Origin of the sequence: Hyunsoonleella aquatilis (assembly GCF_014270105.1) — a bacterium.
In the GTDB taxonomy this organism is placed as follows: Bacteria; Bacteroidota; Bacteroidia; order Flavobacteriales; family Flavobacteriaceae; genus Jejuia; species Jejuia aquatilis.
In genome coordinates this window covers 140,534-159,404 of sequence record NZ_JACNMF010000003.1, presented here as the reverse complement: position 1 = coordinate 159,404, position 18,871 = coordinate 140,534, and the positions used below count along the sequence as shown (strand labels likewise).

At 36.6% G+C, this 18,871-nt stretch carries 10 protein-coding genes; all 10 read right to left on the bottom strand.

Features of this window, described 5'->3' with window-relative positions:
- Nucleotides 1-80: 80 nt before the first annotated feature.
- The 10 genes from H7U19_RS09595 to H7U19_RS09550 all read right to left on the bottom strand — a co-directional run bounded on the left by H7U19_RS09595 (nt 81) and on the right by H7U19_RS09550 (nt 18,821).
- The gene (locus H7U19_RS09595; protein WP_186561779.1) at nt 81-1,475 is read right to left on the bottom strand and encodes a sialate O-acetylesterase; all 1,395 of its coding nucleotides are present in this window, start codon (nt 1,473-1,475) and stop codon (nt 81-83) included.
- A gap of 29 nt (nt 1,476-1,504) precedes the next feature.
- On the bottom strand, nt 1,505-2,698 hold the full coding sequence (locus H7U19_RS09590) for a Gfo/Idh/MocA family protein (RefSeq protein WP_186561778.1): 1,194 nt from the start codon (nt 2,696-2,698) through the stop codon (nt 1,505-1,507).
- Nucleotides 2,699-2,701: 3 nt separating this feature from the next.
- Nucleotides 2,702-4,045, bottom strand: coding sequence for a Gfo/Idh/MocA family protein (locus H7U19_RS09585; RefSeq protein ID WP_186561777.1), 1,344 nt, complete (start codon nt 4,043-4,045; stop codon nt 2,702-2,704).
- The gene (locus H7U19_RS09580; RefSeq protein ID WP_186561776.1) at nt 4,035-5,438 is read right to left on the bottom strand and encodes a 3-keto-disaccharide hydrolase; all 1,404 of its coding nucleotides are present in this window, start codon (nt 5,436-5,438) and stop codon (nt 4,035-4,037) included. The genes H7U19_RS09585 and H7U19_RS09580 overlap by 11 nt, the downstream gene beginning before the upstream one ends.
- A gap of 307 nt (nt 5,439-5,745) precedes the next feature.
- Nucleotides 5,746-6,924: a DUF5627 domain-containing protein gene (locus H7U19_RS09575; RefSeq protein ID WP_186561775.1), complete on the bottom strand. Its 1,179-nt coding sequence runs from the start codon at nt 6,922-6,924 to the stop codon at nt 5,746-5,748.
- 39 nt (nt 6,925-6,963) lie between these two features.
- The gene (locus H7U19_RS09570) at nt 6,964-8,691 is read right to left on the bottom strand and encodes a RagB/SusD family nutrient uptake outer membrane protein (protein WP_186561774.1); all 1,728 of its coding nucleotides are present in this window, start codon (nt 8,689-8,691) and stop codon (nt 6,964-6,966) included.
- A 27-nt stretch (nt 8,692-8,718) separates the two neighbouring features.
- Complete coding sequence (locus H7U19_RS09565) at nt 8,719-11,838, bottom strand: SusC/RagA family TonB-linked outer membrane protein (RefSeq protein WP_186561773.1); 3,120 nt, start codon at nt 11,836-11,838, stop codon at nt 8,719-8,721.
- A gap of 110 nt (nt 11,839-11,948) precedes the next feature.
- Nucleotides 11,949-13,775: a RagB/SusD family nutrient uptake outer membrane protein gene (locus H7U19_RS09560; RefSeq protein WP_186561772.1), complete on the bottom strand. Its 1,827-nt coding sequence runs from the start codon at nt 13,773-13,775 to the stop codon at nt 11,949-11,951.
- An 87-nt stretch (nt 13,776-13,862) separates the two neighbouring features.
- Entirely contained in the window at nt 13,863-17,030 is a 3,168-nt protein-coding gene (locus tag H7U19_RS09555; RefSeq protein WP_186561771.1) for a SusC/RagA family TonB-linked outer membrane protein, read from the bottom strand.
- A 492-nt stretch (nt 17,031-17,522) separates the two neighbouring features.
- Nucleotides 17,523-18,821 carry an MFS transporter gene (locus H7U19_RS09550; RefSeq protein WP_186561770.1) on the bottom strand — a complete coding sequence of 433 codons (1,299 nt, stop codon included), beginning with the start codon at nt 18,819-18,821 and terminating at the stop codon, nt 17,523-17,525.
- Nucleotides 18,822-18,871: the final 50 nt, after the last annotated feature.

Genomic DNA, 18,871 nt, shown 5'->3' with positions numbered 1-18,871 from the left:
TGTAGCAAATAAAAGTAAAACTTATCACGACAAATTCTGTCCTGCTGTGTCCTGAAACGGATTAACACTAGCCAACAAATTTACCAATTATCTGTCCTGAAGACAGACATGGGCAAACCTGATTTAGTTTTTAGGTCATTTTCAAAACAATCTTCAAACCCATATCTAACGGCTTCAGGATTGGTGATGTTTTTATTTTTCAGGACTAAAGTCCTTCCATCACTACCAAAAACGACATCAGCGTCATGGAAAACTTTATCTTTTCCTGCTATTGCAAAACCGTTTACCTTTTCAGTTAAAACAAAACTATCGTTTTTATCAAAATGAAATGACAATATCACCTTATTGTTCTTAATCTCCATCGACCTATATTCTGGACTTCTGTAATACAAACCTGTACGGTGATATTGTTCTGTTAAAGCCCAATTGACCAATCTTTTGGCTATAATCTCTTTTTTTGAAGGATGAATATCATTACAATCTCCAGCATCAGTGGTCACAACTATACCTGTATTCTTTATTTCTTGTGCTATCTTTAGTTGTGCCTCACGAATCAGGTTTGCTTTAATTCCTTGAGATTTTCTATGTTTGGTATAGTCATAGGGAGCTATTTGCACGAAATAAAAAGGAAGATTTTCATTCTGCCATTGGCTTCTCCAGGATGCAATTAAATCTTTCATATAACCATAATACGACTCAGGCTCCGATCTATTTGATTCACCTTGATACCACAGCATTCCTTTTACTTTGAAATTTTTGAAAGGATGAGTCATGGCATTGTAAAGGAAGGTAGGCTTTTTTTGTTTATTCTGCTCCTTCGGCAAGCTATCTGAAAATTTTATACCATCATACTTTAATAGATAACTCTTAGGAATCCAACTTTCTATTTTGGTGCCTCCCCAAGAAGATTCAATAATACCAATGGGAACATTTAATTTTTCAAAAAGTCTAGTGCCAAAAATGTAGCCAATTGCACTAAAGGAAAAAGCTGATTCCCTACTCGATTCTTGCCATTTTCCATTGACATCAAAACTAGGCGAAACACTTGCTGTTCGTGCATTATTAAACAGCCTGATGTATATATTATCAGATTTTTGAAGATATTTTTCTGCGTTTAATACTTTCGATTTCCTAAGTCCTTTTAACGGCATTTCCATATTGGACTGCCCTGAACAAAACCAAACTTCACCTATTAAAATATTTCGTAATGTTATGGTTGTACTTCCTTTAATCTCGAGCTCTTCAGTTTTAAAAGATGCCTTTTTAGTTTTTATTGAAGTTTCCCAAAAGCCGTTTGGATTTGCAATTGCATTTGTCTTGATGCCCCAACTAGAGCGTATTTCTATTTTCGTCCCAGGACTATCCTTTCCCCAAATTGACACGTTCTCGTTTTGTTGCAAGACCATATTATCACCAAAAACCGCTGGCAACTTGGTTTGACCCTGCATAGACAAAGCGCAAAGGATAAAAAACAAAAAAACTATTTTGATGTTGGGCATCGTAATTATCCTAATATATCATTATTCCACCCAATTATTTCATTATTGTACATGGCATCCAATCCCATTTGTACACAAATTGAAGTTTTGGCCCCTGTGAGTACATTTGATATTGGGCTTGAATTATCAATAATTGCAGTTTTAAAATCCAATAATGCTTGTTTACTTGGACCTAAGTGTTCAACATTAATGCGCATACCTTTTTCGGCATCCCATTGTGCAGTTGCCCCACTAACTCCATCTACGTCTTTAATTACTCTATTTTTGCGTTTGCCTTCAGCATAAAACCAGGCATGCCTAGTATCAATAATAATCGTGCCCTTATCGCCGATAACCTTTATTTGATAACCATCTTTGGCATTGCTGGTCAAACAGGTGAATTTTGCCTTTACGCCGCTTGCATAACTGTAAATTAGATGAATGTTATCAAAGGTTTCCCTGCCATCTTTCCAATAATCAATGCCGCCAACTCCCATTACTTTTTGTGGCGTTTCGCCCAATACCCAATTTGCGAAATCAATTTGATGCGAACATAATTCTGCAACAAGTCCACCTGAAAACTCTTTATACATCCGCCAGTTGATAGCCCTTTCAAATTTTGGATCTGGAACTGGCCGTCTCCAATTACTATGTCTATTCCATTGGCATTCAAAGGCTGTAATATTGCCTACTTTTCCATTTTTAATTAAATCCACAACGTGGGTATATAACCTTGAACTGTGGTACTGATGGCCAGTTTGAAAAATGTGGCTTGAATTTTGAGCTTTTTCCACTAACGCCCGAATGCCTCCATATCCTTTTGCCATTGTTTTTTCGCAATACACATGTTTGCCTGCATCAAGTGCATCAATCGCAATTTTGGAATGCGTATTGAATGGTGTTGCTACTATAACCGCATCAATATCTTTATTATCCAAAAGTTTGCGATAATCGGCATATCCTTTTGGGTTTGAATCCACCTTTGCCAAGCCTTTTTCTAACCTAAATGGCAAAATATCACATAAACCAACAACCTTTACGCCATCGATTGTGTTAATTATAGAACTAAGTCCTCCACCTCTATCTCCTGACCCAATAACACCAATATTGATAGAACTATTAGCGCCAATTACGGAGAATGGCTTAGCATATAAATGACTTCCACTGGCAACACCTATGGTTGCTAGCCCTGCTTTTGTAATGAATGATCGTCTTTTCAATTATTATAATTTCGGTTCCCAACCAGGTTCGTAAGTTCTAGACCAAAGTTTCATAGCCTCCCTATCGAAAATTTTGCCTGTATTCTCATCCACATTGAAGCCCTTGTTAATTCTATAAGAAATGTTGGCATAGTGCGTAAGCATTTGAGAAATAGCGCCTACCTCTATGTGCGAGTTAAGCTTTTCTTTCCCTCTAATGGCATCAAAAAAGTTAACTACATGCATCGTAGATAAATCGCCTCCACCTCCAAGGGCAGTACCACCTTCTTTTCCACCGGATTTATTTTCCTTTATTAGTTTTCCTCTAAGGTCATAAAGTTCAAATCCATTTCTGTCTACAATTACAGAACCTTTAGAACCATAAATAATAGTTCCACGCCCTCGTCCGTATTTTGAATATCCATTTCTACTACTCCCATCCCACTGGATCATTTTATTGTCAGCAAATTTATAATTAGCTTCCATTGTATCGTACATCTCCCATCCGTCATCAATAAATTGATGTTTTCCGGCTATAACATCCACATATTCTGGATATTTTACATCCAATGCCCATCTAGCAATATCCAATTCATGAGTAGCATTATTACCCATTTCAGCAGTACCGTAATCCCAACCATACCAATGCCAATTATAATTCCAAGTGTCGTGCATATAATCTTTTCTTGGTGCAGGGCCTTGAAATAAATCCCAATTTAATCCTTCAGGAGGTGCTGATTTTACTGGTTTTGGCACTTTACCACGCCCATTGGTATAAAATGCAATGGCTTTATAGACATGTCCAATAATACCGTTATGAATTTCGTTAATAATTTCGATACTCTGTGGAGAAGACCGCTGCTGGTTTCCCATTTGCACCACTTTACTATATTTTTTTTGAGCCTCTACAATAAGTTCATTTTCTCTTGGATTATGGCTACAGGGTTTCTCTACATAAACATGCTTACCTGCATTCATTGCCATTATAGCACCTGGAGTATGCCAATGATCTGGTGTAGCCATAAAAATTGCATCAATATCTTTATCGTCCAATATTTTACGAATATCAGCTTCTAATGCAATCTTATTATCAATTTTTTCACCAACCTTTGTAGTTGCTTTGGTCATTTGACTCGGTAGCACATCACATAAATATTTCAACCGAACATTGTTATCTTTTGATGCTATTGCAGGAATGAATGCCCCATATCGCCTTCCCAGTCCTTGTATGGCAACATTTATTCTATCATTTGCTCCGAGAATATTCCTATAGCTCAAGGCGGACATTGCGTTTACACCTCCTGCGAAGCTTACGCCAACCCCAGCCAACGCACTTTTTTTAATAAAGGTTCGTCTTTTATTTTCCATTCTTGTCTTTTTTTGGTGTGTGGACCTTAATTTTAATATTTCTATAAGACACAGGAAACCCATGTTCTTGCAACAGAATATTTCCTTTTTTTAACATCCCAAAATTAGGCCATTTAGCATATTTACTTTCAGAAACTAATTTTAAAAATTCATCGCTACCGCGTTCGTACTCTAATACCTTAACGTCATTAATCCAATGTTCTACATGATTATCTACGGATTTAATATAAGCTGTATTCCACCCTCCAATTGGTTTAACTGGCTTATTGGGGTCCGCCTTTATTAAATCGTACAGAGAACAGACTGTTCTACTGCCTTCATGCGAACCCAATTTAGCATCGGGGTGTAATTCGTCATCTAAAATTTGATATTCCAAACCAATAGAAGATCCGGGACCCTTATTAATTTCAGTATCTACATAATACTTAATACCACTATTAGCGCCAGGAGTTAATTTAAAATCTACCGATAATTCAAAATCCCCAAATTGTTCTATTGTGACAATATCACCTCCGGCGGCAGATTCTTCTCCTCCCGCAGTTATAACAGATAATTCGCCATTAGATATCTTCCAAATACTATCTCCAGGAAATTCATTTGACTTTGCACCTCGCCATCCATTCGTAGTCGTTCCATCCCAAAGCATTTTCCAGCCGGCACGCTTCTCATCAAAAGTGAGATTGTTTTTGGTGATAATTGGTTCTAACGGAGTTTTTTTCGAATATTTTTCTAAATCATCAGTCATAATTTTAGCGTTTCGCCACATCACTTGTTTTCCTAATTTTTCTTTGTGCTTTCCTATGCCATGTACCTGTAAACCAATAAAACCAGAAGCTGTTTTATCATCAATTAAATAGGATGCAGGCACCCCATTTATCCAAGTTTTAATCGTATCAGCTATGGCCTCAACACGATAATGGTTCCATTCATTTTGTTTAAATGCTTGTTGGGCAGAGGTGTTGCCATCGAGAGGGTGAAGCCATCTACGTCGTTTTTCATCATATATGCCCCCACTCCAAGCACGTTTCGATGGATCGATCTCCACTTGATAACCGTGCACCATACCATCTCGGTAATATGGTAAACTATTACTGCGTATCTGGATACCAGAATTCATTGTTGAATCTACCTTAAACTCTATTTCAAAAATGAAATCGCCATACATTTCATTAGTCGTTAAAAATGTATTTGGTGTATTGGCTACAGTCGTACCTATGATGACGCCATCGACATTTTTATAAGGGGCATTGCCTCCTTTGATGTTCCAGCCATCAAGGCCCTGATCGGGTATTAAGTTAACCCAAGGTGTAATTTCTTTCTGTTTACATGAATACAGATTGCTCAAACTGATAAAGCCTACAACAATTAACAAATACGAATAAAATTTTTTCATGGTATGTTTTTTAAAAATAAAAAAAGCTTTCCATCATAACAAACTAAAATATATGATGGAAAGCATAGACTAACTCAAACACTTAAATAAATTTAACTGTGCTATAAAACTGATTAACGCTTAAAACTAAAGAAATAAATAATCAATCCTATCCTGTTGTATCCTGAATGATTAACTTTGATGATGGTTTTAAGCTAGAAATTCTTATCTATATTAATGTCATGAATAAAAAAAGATGGGCTTTAAGCCCATCTTTTCATTCTTTTATTTTCAAAACGATTTATTCAAAAACTTGACCGTTTTTTAATTAGGGAGTAACAGTGGTTAAATCAACTGTAAACTCCTCAAATTTAACATCTCTGTCTCTGATAACTAAAGTATCTTTAACTGTATGCGTTAAATCAAGTGTTGCTGTTGTTGTTGAAACTAATCTACCAAAACTCCTTACCTCAGTGACTTCAACTTCCAGTTCTCGGTATTGAAAATCTAAGTAAATTACGTCTCTAGTTTCTCCCCCCCATTCATCTGCATCCTCTACAAATCTACCTGAGCCCGTTACAGTAACCGTGCTATTTGGGTCAGCATTAGTAACAGTAATTTCTTCATTATCGTTAAATGTCAATAGTAAAGACAATGTATTATTAGTAGCAAGATCTGGATCAGCTCTTCTAACATTAATAGCAGTAGTCGCTGCACTCCTTCCTGCAGTTGATACTGGAAGTAATTCATCTCGTACAACAAACTCAGATCTATAAACTGTAGAGCTATCAATGTTCCTTGTTTCTGATTCTGTGGGAGCGCCACTTTCAAAGACCGTTTCCAATCCGACAAATCCTGCAACTGCATCCTCACCACGTCTTAAATAGATCCCTTGATATTTATTCATAAACTTGATACCAAAAAGTGTATAGTCTTTAGGTTGCGTTTGCCAGTCGTCTGCTTTGATCTTAATAGGATTTGTAACACCTTCAGCCGGTACACCTGCTAAAAGCGAATCTAATTCTTCATAATCCGTAATTCTTAATGGAATTACATAATGCACTTCACCAAATTCTGCAAATGATTGCGGGTCATCAAAAAAGGCATCTGAAAGCTGCACCGGGATACGCCCCTTTGTAGAACCAGAAGGAATGGTTACTGGGCTCTCCTGTTCTATAGTATAGTAAGAAGCTGGTAAGACCTTCACATTTACAGTATCTAAGCCTAAAGCAGTAGCATCTATTAATTCAGGAGCCAACTCAAAATGTACTCTTCGGTTTGTATTATTATTATAAACTCCCGACATGATAACACCGATTTCAAACCGTCCATTATTATCATTGTCGTTAAAACCCAAATCATACTTACCCTGAATTAGTGTTCTTACAGGCGTTTGAAATGGAAAATACACTGAGGTTGATCCAAAATCAGGAAACTCATTTTCCTGATTTTCGCAAGCCATTAAACTAAAGGCAATTGCGAATATTATTACTAATTTTATTTTCATGTCTAACATTTTTTAATTCTTATAAAATATACATCTGTCCTACCAGCCATTATTTTGCTCCAGTTCAGAAAACTTTATAGTCTCTGCATTTGGAATTGGCATATAAGTCGCAAATGGTTGGAAATTTCTAATTTCAACAGACGGTAACTCAACATAATTACTTCCGTCAAAAAAGTAACCTTTAGCTGATTCATTTAAAGGTAGTTCCCATCTTCTAATATCCCAAAACCTGTGTCCTTCAAAACTAAGTTCTATACGACGTTCATTTCTAATAAGTTCTCTCATATCCTCTGTACTAGAAATAGATGCCAAGTAATTATCTGGTTGTGTAATTCCTGCTCTATTACGTATTGCTGCAATCACGTCGCGAGCGGTAATACCATCAACCTGATAGTCAGGCCCACCGATTTCATTAGCCGCTTCTGCTAATATTAAGAACAATTCGGTATATCTAAAATACACATTGGCATGTCTCTTACCTTGAGCGGTTCCATCATTATTAATTCTAACCTCTGGTTGCAATAATTTTTTAAGGTAATACCCAGTAGTTGTAGACTGCCCGGGGATAGAATCTAACCTATCATTGCCTCCACCAACACCAGTGTTAATTATTCCACCTCCATAATCAGCCCCATTAACAATAACATATTTTTCTAGCCTTGGGTCTCTATTTGCATAAGGGTCTTGAGGGTTAAAACCATTAGCCTCCGTTGCAGGATATCCATCTTGCATTGGAAATGCCATTACAAAGTTATGTGTTGGGTTAATCTCCCCATTTCCATTTACTGAAGGCGGAAACATTCTTCTTTCAATGTTAAAAGTATTACCACCTATTGAAGCACGCCAAAGGGATTCTCTACTCTTTATATTATCATCTGATATATAAAATTCAAGACCATTTGGATCTAGGCCAGCAACACCTCCAATAGTATTTAAAACTTGAGCCGCATTAGTTGCCGCGATACTGTAATACCCTTGGTCGTCTAAAAACGCAGGGCTAGCTGCAAAAAGTGCCAAACGTGCTTTTAAGGCTCTTACAATTTTTCCTGAAAGACGTAAATTAAAAAAGTTATCATTTACTGTTCCATATTTAGCATAATCAAAATTTTCTAACTCTGAATACCAAGGATCTACTTCTGCTTCTGGTAATCCATAATCTGTTGGTAATAAATTAAGTGCCTCATCAAAATCTGCCATAATAGCCTGAACCGAAGCTTCAAATGATAAACGCGGTACATTAAAGTTACCCTCAGGTTCGATAAACTTAGTAAAGTATGGAATGCCTAGCAATTCTCCAGATTCACCTACACCAGCATGGGCTTGAAGTACATAAAAATGATGCAATCCTCTTAAGGCCAAAGCTTCTCCTTTCATGCGCATTTCAAACATTGTGTTAGTTAATGTATCCCTGCTCCATTGTGTTTCTCCTGTTTCAATAGCTTCTAGGAATCGGTTTACCCAAAATACCTGCTCATACCTATCCCAACGGGCTGCCGGGTTAAACCATGCGTTTAACTCGCCAAGAGCCATTCGCTTAAAATTGTTGTCCAAAACATTATTAACAGCATCATCAGTAGCTGCTTCAGAAAATGAATATTGATTTACCAAATCTGTATATCCATTTAATAATACGCCCTCCGCAAAATCCGGATTCGAGGCAACAACATCAAAATCCCACCTGTTTTCATCAACAGGCTCCAGGGTATCGCAGGCAATTATGCCAGTAAACACCAACACAACTAATATATAATTTATTAAATTTTTCATTTTATTTATCTTAATTTTCTAATTATATTAAAATGACATTCTCAAACCAAGCGTATAAGTTCTAGTTAGAGGTGAACTTCCAATTCTTAATTGACGAACATCTCTATTTTCAGCTACCTCAACAAGATTGGTGCCTTGAAAATTCAAGCTAAAATCTTCAACTCCTATCTTATCACATAAAGCGTCAGTAAATTCATAGGTCAACTGAGCGCGAGTAATGCCAAAGAAACTGTTATCGTACAACCAAAATGTAGATGTTCTAAAATTATTTTGATTTGTACCCGCCGATAGTCTTGGATACGTTGCCGTACTTGCAGTTTCTGGTGTCCATCGTCCTAAAACAACTTCAGAGTATTTATCATTACCATCTACAGAATAATATTCGTTAAAATTATTATTTAACTTATTACCCTCAGCTCCTGTTTGCCCAGTTCCTAAAACAAATAAATTGAATCTTTTATAGTTTAAGTTTAGGTTAATAGCATACGTCCAAGGGCTAGAAGATTGCCCAATCTCCACCTGATCGTCTTGATCAATATTGCCATCACCATTTTGATCTACATATTTTATATCTCCTGGTTGAACACTTCCAAATCGAGGCACTGGCAAACCAGCGTTTAAAGTTCTCCTACCGTTTGCATCGGTAGTGAAATCCGTTTCAGCATAAAAACCTTGGTCCACTAATCCAAAAATAGAAGACAATTCTCTTCCAACTCTATTTTGGTAATCAAACTCATTAATCTCTGATCGTTTTATAGCTTCTGTTTGGCTATACAAAACATTGGCACCTATACTTACTGAAATATCATTAAAGGACTTGTTAAAATTCATCCCTAGTTCAAAACCAGTATATAAGTTCTCATTAAAATTACTATATGGTCTGAACGCATTATAAAAAGAAGGGTATTGCGCTTGTACGAATGCCAATTGCTTGTCAAGTTCTGATCTAAAGTAATTAGCTTCTATCCAAAGTGAATTCATTAAATACGTTTCGAAACCTAAATTTAAATCAATACGCTCTTCAAATGTTAAATCAAGATTCTCCCCTTGTGAAACATCTATTCTGTTATTATTATTTCCATCAGCCCAATTAATATTGTTTGCTCTAGAATAGTTTATATCATATAAATAGTAAGCGCTAGCGTTATTATTAACAGTACCATTAGCATTTAGAGCTCTAATACCTTGATCGGACCTTATAATACCAGCTGAAGCCTTTAACTTAAGGTAGTCAATAAATTTGCTGTCCTTCAAAAAAGATTCTTCACTTATAATGTAAGCTATACCCGAAGTTGGTGATAAAGCACCTCTATTTCCTTCTGGTAGTTTTATTGAATTAGCATAGGTTGCAGTAAAATCAATAAATAGCTTCTTTTTGTAGTCATAGGCCATTTGAAGCCCTAAGTGCGTATCAACATCTGTTTGCCTAACATCATTTTGCCTTTGCGAATTATAAAAAGCCAATACAGTGGTATTTAAAGAATGGTCCTTATAGAAAGTGGTATCGTAATTTATCAGTCCATAAAAACCAAATCGGGATATAAAACCATTAGTATCAAGATTTTCAGTTAGATCTTTTAGGTCTTCACCATAAATACCAGAATTATCTGCAATAGGGTTTAACGGATCAGTGTTATCAATACCAAAATTGGTTATCCTATCGCCCTCCCAACCTGGAACATAGGTTTTAAATTGATTCCTTATTGTTGCATTATAAGAATCGTAAAAATCAAAACTTAAATAGGTTTTAGCTGACAACCCTTTTGTTATCCTATCCAAATCAAAATTGATGGTGTTGTTAAACTGCGTAGAACGAAATACAGTATTTTCATATCCACCGGCAATGGCTAATGCAACTGGGGCTCTTTGTGTTGAGGTTGGATCAAATGAATTACCATTACCATCCTCATTATTAAGATATCTTGCCCCTTGTTGTATTGAAGTTCCTAAAAGCATTCCATTAAAAGAACGCGCTGCCAGTAATTGTCCTGCTACTGTAGGGTCACTGGTATCTATAAGATTTAGAGGTAAAAACGGTGAATATTCATGAGGTCTTACTGAAGTAGCTGCGTCCAAAAAATCCGTTCTAGACGACTTTTCTGTACTTATAATCGCAATACCATCTATACTACTTGTAATCCAATCGTTTACTTTAAAATCTATGTTACCTCTTACATTAAAACGGTCCGTGCCTGCATTGATATCATCATTTAGGTCTACCCATGCTTCGTTACGACTCCAACCCACATTAACGTAATACTGATTTTTATCATTCCCACCAGAAAACTCGGTTATAATTTGTGTGGAATTTACAAAAGGTTGCACAAATTCCGTTGAATATAAATCTACATCTGGGTATCTGTATTTATTTACGCCACTAAAGGTATTTCGAATAAGGTCGTTTGAAAACCTTCGTCCATCATTTATGGCTGCACCATCATTATCCAAAGCTTCATTAAAAAGTTGCATGTAGGGCACCGCACCTAAATATCTAGGTAAAGAAACAGGCGTACCAATAGCAGAACGAATATTAACATTAACTTCTCTTTTATTGGCTTTTCCACGCTTCGTGTTAATAATAATAACACCATTTCTTCCTTGACTACCATACAGCGCAACAGAATTAGCATCTCTTAGCACTGTTATCTGCTCCACCTCTTCCATGTTTAGGATGTTAGGATCACGACCAAGTACGCCATCAATAACAAAAACGGCATCTCCAATACCTCTAATATTATCAGAGCCTCTAACACCTAACATTAATCCGGCAATATAATTTCTAACAAATTGCGTGTTGTCATAAGTTAATCGGTCCTTTGTGTTAATTGACGATATTGCTCCAACAGCATAACGCCTATCTTTAGTCGTAACTCCCATCTTTAATTCGTCATCTTCCGAAGCGAGGAAAGGAGATTTCTTCATGGTAATATTGCCTATTGCATCAAAAGCACCAATAATCTCCGATGCATACCCCCTTTTTTCAAGAACAATGGACGACTCGTCATCTTTCAGATTCATTTTAAACTGTCCATTAACATCCGTAGATGCCTTACTTCCTTTAGGGCCAAAAACCTTAACACCGCTTATAGGGTTACCTTGTTCATCAACCACGGTTGCTTCTACCTCTGTACCATCTGTTTGAGCCATTGTAACATTACAAAAGCAAAACAACATTAAGCTAACTAGAGTAAACAACCTATATAATTTATTTATCTTCATTTTTTTCTTTATATTAATTAAAACGAATTTGTACAAGACTACCATCCTGGGTTTTGAGGGAAACCTGCGTAAATAAGTGTTTGCCCCGGAGGAAATGGTAACCAATAATGCTTAGGAAACTCACAAACTCTATCTATAAGAAGTGTTTCTGTGAAATTACTTCTGTCTTGTGGAAAATCTAAGGCTAATTTTCTTCTGTATTTATCTAAATGAGCTACTCCCCATCGTCTAATATCTACCCATCTATGGGCTTCATAACTTAACTCAACAGCTCTTTCTCTTCTTAGTTCGTCCATAAACTTATTGTTATCCGAAACTATATTAGGGTGTACATTAGGAATACCCGCTCGATCACGGAATAAATTAATAGCCCCCTCGGCAGTTAAGCTGTAAGAAGCCGGTGCTGTGGTTGCTCCCCTGGATGCATGTAATGCTTCTGCGTACATTAAATACACATCTGTTAGTCTCATATGCATTCTAACTCCAACGTATTGGCTTATAATAGGGTTCCATATAGAATTATATTTACCGTCCACTTTAGGGTAAAATTTAGACCACATATACCCGGTATTATTTACTATTTTGATGTTTTCAGCACCAGTACTACGATGAACACCTTTATTAGTAGAAGATTCAAACCAAAGCTGGGCTGTTTTATGCGGATCGTCAGCTCCAGGATCTATAACTTGTCCATCAATAATATGCCATTTGTAAAAGCGTGGATCACGATTTTCAAAAGGCTCAGTAGGGTCAAACGTTGGTTGCCCGAAAGCACCACTAGCATCATCTTCTATAGAAAGACCATTGGCCATACCAAAATTGTTATGAATAAAATTATGCGTAGGACTAATAACTTCAAATCCTGCAGAAGTGCTGTGGATAGCTCTATTTACTCCCGATGTCATAAATCTTCGGGATTGTACACTATTACCCCCAGTTGCAGCAAACATAAATTCTGTGCTTCCTGGCCATTCACCAGGTGCTGGTGATCTCCAAAACACATCATCTAATTCGTCCAATGTAGTAGCTAAACGATAACGTCCTTGGTCGACTAATTTAAGAACTCCTGAAAAAGCTACAACCGCCGAATCACATAAATCTGTGTCATAGTCATATGTATTTATACTAACATTATTTCCTTTCATTAAGGGGCTAGCCGCAAGAAGCAGATTTTTACCTTTAAAAGCATACGCTGTCCCTTTGGTAAGCCTACCCTTATTATCACCCCGTGTTAGTTGTCCATAAGGCTCATTATCCCAATCTACGGGCAACAATTCAATGGCTTTATTGTAATCTTCGTTAGCTCGTAAAGCAACTTCTCTATAAGTATCTGGACGTGGTATTCTAAAATCATCTACTAATACCCTATCAATGTAAGGATAGCGCCCCCAAAATTTCATAATCTCATTATGGAAAAATGCTCTAAAAAAATAAGCTTGCCCCAGGATAACATCTTTTTCGGCTTGGGTAGCATTTACCATTAAATCAATATTTTCAATTACAAGATTAGCCTTACGGATACCGCGTAAGCTACCATCATATAAACCAGGTCTTTGCCTATTAAAAGCATTTGTGTTTTCAACGTTGGCAGAGTTCGTCCCTGTTGATCCATAGTCAGCCCCTAAGTGGTTATTTAAGTAACAAAAATTGTCATTTATAACATCAAAGAACCTTCCTGCATCAATATCACCACTTGCTTTTGTAGGTCTATCTACAAACCCATCATCACCCAAAAGGAAATCTTGAAAGGTATGCGTTTGCTGTTCATACGACACCACTAAGGCATACATTTCTTCAACGAAACCTTGCGCATTTTTAAAGGTTGAAAAAACATCTTCTTTCTCTATGACCGACTCTGGTGCCACATCTAAATAGTCCTCGCATGAAAACGAGAAGACGAGTCCTAAGACTATTAATATTTTTATTTTATAGCTTTTCATAATTTCTTTTTTTTAAAAGTTCATATTAAAACCAAAGTTATAGCTTTTTAAGGTAGGATAATCCCCTCTGGACTGTCCATCACCTTGATTTGATCCACCTGTGTTAAACTCTCTATCATCGGGCATATCAGACCATAAGTAGAGGTTATTTCCATTTGCAAAAATTTGAAGTTTCTTCAGCCCAAGTTTTTCGCATATCTTTTTTGGTATATCATAAGTTAAAGAAACTGCTCTAAGCCTTGTTAATGACCCATCTAAAAAGTTATCCCTTGGATTAGTATCACCTTGAACTCCAAATGATGGTTGGGTATCCGTATTACCTGGCGTATCTACAGTCCAATAATCTAAATCTTGGGTAAAGATTAGAGGAGTTGAATTACCAAACGTTTGGTTACTGAACAATCTAGACGCATTCTGAGTACCATATAGCTGCGCTGAAATACTTAATCCTTTGTAACGGACACCTAGCGTAGCAGCCCAGTTTCTTTGAGGTTGTTCTGGATAACCAAAAGGTGCATTATCAAAACGATCGTAAATACCGTTTCCGTCAAAATCCATAACATCATAATACCCTACACGTGTTAAAGTTTGATCTTGAACTTTTGGTGTTGACATGTAAACATCGTCCCAATTTGTCAATATCCCAACCGGAATGGCCGTTCTTCTTTGCCCAATTGTAAAACCAGCATCTTTTAGGTGATCAAGTTCAAAATCTTCATCATCTCTCTGTATTATTTTATCTATGGCTTGCGTAAAATTAAAATCACCAAATATATTGATACCGTTATCGAAGGTATAGTTGGAACCAAGAACAATCTCATAACCCCTTATCTCAACGATACCTTGATTAATATCTGGAGCCGATGCTCCAAATAAATCTGGTGTAGTTTGAATATCACTGCTAACAATTACAATATTATCACGATCTTCTGCAAAATAATCTAACTCTGCAGTCAATAAACCATTAAATAAAGAGAACTCAGCACCTATATTATATTTGGTAGCTGACTCCCACTGGAGGTTTGGATTTCCTACTACAGCCTCTCTGTAAAACGTGTAGGGTGATCTTCCTGCATCACCTTGATATGTACTTGGCACTAAAAACGCAGAGCCACCAGACTCCCAACGAGAAATATAACGCCATCTACCAGCAAAATTATCATCACCAACAATACCATAAGAACCTCTAAATTTAAGATTATCTAACCAATCTGCATTTTCCATGAAGGCTTCATTTGACACTGTCCAACCTGCTGCAATAGAGGGAAATAAGTCGAAACGGAATCCTGGGCCAAATTTTTCAGAACCATTGTAAGCGCCGTTAATATCTAAAAAATATCTTGAATCGTAGTTATAAGTCACCCTTCCTACCCAGTCTTCACGGTATCTTGGAAAAGCATTAAGACCACCACTACCACTTGCACTCTCCTGTCTCCTAACTAAGAATAGTGCTGTTAGGTTATGCTTTTCAGCAAAAGTCCTGTTGTAATTTAATGAAAAGTCATATACCATTCTACGCTCTCGTTGGTTCTCTTCTACTTCTAAAGTTTCTAAATTCCATGGTCGTCGCACAAAATCAAATCGATTTTCGTTAGGAGGAGGAAGATCTGTCGGTTGATCACCATCGTAAACCCTAACAGTTATACCTCCATCATTTAAATTTTGCCTACTTCTCTGTTCATTATCTAAAGAAAACCGTCCTTGAAAAGACAAGCCTTCAGTTATAAAGTCTAATTTTTGTTTTAGTATAAAATCTGTATTGACTCTAAAGGTTCTAAAAGTATCATAACCCTGAGCTTGTAAAGTCTGAACAGGGTTTACGTAGACGTTAAAATAACTAAAGGGGTTTCCATACACCCCATCTGGATATACAGGCGGATAAAGACTTGGTGCAATTAGGTAAAGTCCATTAGTTACATTACCGATTGTACCAGGCGTCTCTCTAATACCATAGAAACCAGCTAGGTTAACAGACAACTCAGTAGTATTTGTAATATTAAAATCGATATTAGATCTAAAGTTAAACCTATCATATCGATACTCACCTAAATAGCCTCTTCCATTATCGTATCTTCCTCCATCAAAAATATCACTAACAGTTTGATAAGCTAAACTACCAAAATACTTAGCTGTTTTATTACCCCCACGTACAGAGAAGTTAACCCTATAATCTTGCGCAAAATCTTTCAACAACTCTTCTTCCCAATCCACATTAGGATAAATATAACTCTCCTCTAAACTGGACTGGTTACGGTACCTTTCTACGATAGGCAATGGCGTATAATTTTCCCATGTACTAGGTTGTTGAGCCACCCCTCTTAAAATAGCACTATTTGCTTCTAGTAAACCATCATAAGAATCTAATTTTTCTGGTAATTGAGAAACCGTTTTAATGGTTGTATTAAAAGTAAGCGACAGTTGCGCTTTTCCTGTCTGCCCTCGTTTAGTGGTAATCAATACTACCCCGTTAGCGCCCTCAACACCAAAAACCGCCGTAGCAGAAGCATCTTTAAGTACCGATATGTTTTCAATATCGTTCATATCTATATCGGACATCGACCTCTTAACACCATCCACAAGCACAAGAGGATCGCCATTACCATTCCATGAACTTCGACCACGAATAAAAATCCTCATGTTATCTTCTCCGGGAACACCACTACCTTGTATAGCAGTAACACCCGGTAAATTTCCTTGCAATGCTTGTTCAACATTGGCTATACCCATTGTCCTTTCCATCAAATCCTCACCTTTCACCTGAGTAATGGCTGCTACAACACTCTCTTTTTTCTGAGTACCATAACCTACAATAACGACTTCATCAAGGGCTGCAACATCTTCTTCTAGACTTACATTGATTGTTGTTTGCCCATTTACCGAAATTTCCACTGTTCTAAAACCTATATAAGAAAACACTAAAGTTTTCTCACCAAGGGTTAATTCAAGAGAATAGTTTCCGTCAAAATCTGTTGATGCTCCTCGAGTGGTACCTTTCTGGATCACACTTACACCTGGTAAGGGTATCCCACCTGCATCTGTAACAACACCAGAAATCTTTTCCTGTGCATGAAGATTAACACTTGAAAAACTGGATAACAACAGCGTAAGCATTAATACAAACCCAAAGACAGGAAATTGTCTTTTAATTTTTTGTTTCATTTTGAGTTTTAGTTTTAACATTCTTTTAGTTTAATAGTCAGTATAATTGTTATTAATTTAAGCCAATGTATAGCCACAAAATATACCTAACAATTTTACGATTAAAGTTAGGTATTCGTATCCTGTTCTATCCTGTTAGAACAGTATTTTTACGAAAATATGCGTACCAGAGCTATGCTAACCTGAATTGTTTATCAAAACGTTATGTTCAACATAGCTTTTCTCAATATTATAAAGGTTTTGAATAATAGTATTACTCTTAAATAAAACCATCAATTTATTCTTATCACCCATTCATTCAGCTTTTTGATCTTACAAATCAAACAACATGGATAGCCATAGTGATATCCTAAGAATATATCGATCCTGGAGGCATAATTATTTAACCCATCTTGGTTTACAATAAGTGAATCACAAAAAAACAACCCTTCCAATATAAAAGAGACATTCATATATAAAGGCTACTGTCAAGAATTTTGATTGTAGCCTTTAAGTCATTATATCATAACCTGCCTACCCTTCTATTAGGTTTAAATTTTCATCCATCGGTGTCATTTTTGGCATAATTAAATGCACAAAACCTAGGATTATTAGATAACTAGAGCCAGCAATTAAGAATGCCCAAAAGTATCCTGTATTACCGGCCTGATCTAAAACAGATCCTAGAGCAAAATCGGCAATAATACCTGCAACAGCACCAACCATACCACCAATTCCAACTACCGATGCTGTAGCCTTTTTAGGAAACACGTCAGATGCTAAAGTGAATATATTTGCCGACCAGGCTTGGTGACCCGCAGCTCCTAAGCCCATTAAACAAATTGCTAACCATTTGTTATCTGTTATAGCAACAAAAGCTACTGGAAGAATTATAAGTCCGCAGATGAGTAAAGTTATTTTTCTTGCTTTATTGACAGACCACCCTTTTCTTATAAATACTCCTGACAGGTACCCTCCTAATATGCTTCCACCATCTGCTAATATGTAAATTACAAAGAAAGGCAAAGCAATATTTTTAATATTTACATCGAAGGTTTCAGCTAAAAATTTAGCACCCCAAAAAAGATAGAACCACCAAACTGCATCTGTAACTTTGGCTAAAGCAAATGCCCAAGTTTGACGTTTTCCTGCAACAGCCTTCCATGGTAGTTTTTCTTCATTTTCAGCCTCAGAATCTTCTTGAATATAAGCCAACTCTTCTTTTGATACCTTTGGGTGCACCTCTGGTTTCTTATAAGTTCTTAACCATAAAAATACCCATATTGCACTGAGAACACCTGTAATTAGAAAAGGTATTTGCCAGTTTTTTCCATTTTCATGAACAATCCAACCAATAACAAAGGGAGCTGCAATAGCTCCAATACTGGTAGCGGCATTAAACAATCCGGTTGCAAAAGCTCGGTCTTTTTTAGGAAACCATTCTGCAGTAGTCTTAATGGCGGCAGGAAAATTACCTGACTCCCCAAAACCTAAACCAAATCGGGCCGCTGCAAATCCTATAACACTAAAACCTGGACGTACAGCCGCGTGTAGCATTCCAAACACACTCCAAAGACCAATGGACAGCACGTATCCTTTTTTAGTTCCCAAACGGTCAATTAAACCACCCATTGAAAGCATACCTATTGCATAAGCTACTTTGAAAGAGATCATAATATTTGCATAGTCAGTATTTGTCCACCCAAACATTTTTTCTAATGTAGGTGCCATAACACCAATTATACTTCTATCAAAATAATTGATCGTTGTTGCAAACATTAACAACGCCAAAATTCGATAACGATAATTCCCAATCTTATTTGTTTTACTCATAATTTATGTTGGTTAATATATTTCTAGTTAAATATTCTAAGAAAACTACA

Bases quoted from the DNA above. Each gene is read 5' to 3' on its own strand.
- H7U19_RS09575 (WP_186561775.1), bottom strand. From the start codon at position 6,924: ATGAAAATAAAATTAGTAATAATATTCGCAATTGCCTTTAGTTTAATG.
- H7U19_RS09570 (WP_186561774.1), bottom strand. From the start codon at position 8,691: ATGAAAAATTTAATAAATTATATATTAGTTGTGTTGGTGTTTACTGGC.
- H7U19_RS09580 (WP_186561776.1), bottom strand. From the start codon at position 5,438: ATGAAAAAATTTTATTCGTATTTGTTAATTGTTGTAGGCTTTATCAGT.
- H7U19_RS09565 (WP_186561773.1), bottom strand. From the start codon at position 11,838: ATGGCTCAAACAGATGGTACAGAGGTAGAAGCAACCGTGGTTGATGAA.
- H7U19_RS09555 (WP_186561771.1), bottom strand. From the start codon at position 17,030: ATGTTAAAACTAAAACTCAAAATGAAACAAAAAATTAAAAGACAATTT.
- H7U19_RS09585 (WP_186561777.1), bottom strand. From the start codon at position 4,045: ATGGAAAATAAAAGACGAACCTTTATTAAAAAAAGTGCGTTGGCTGGG.
- H7U19_RS09550 (WP_186561770.1), bottom strand. From the start codon at position 18,821: ATGAGTAAAACAAATAAGATTGGGAATTATCGTTATCGAATTTTGGCG.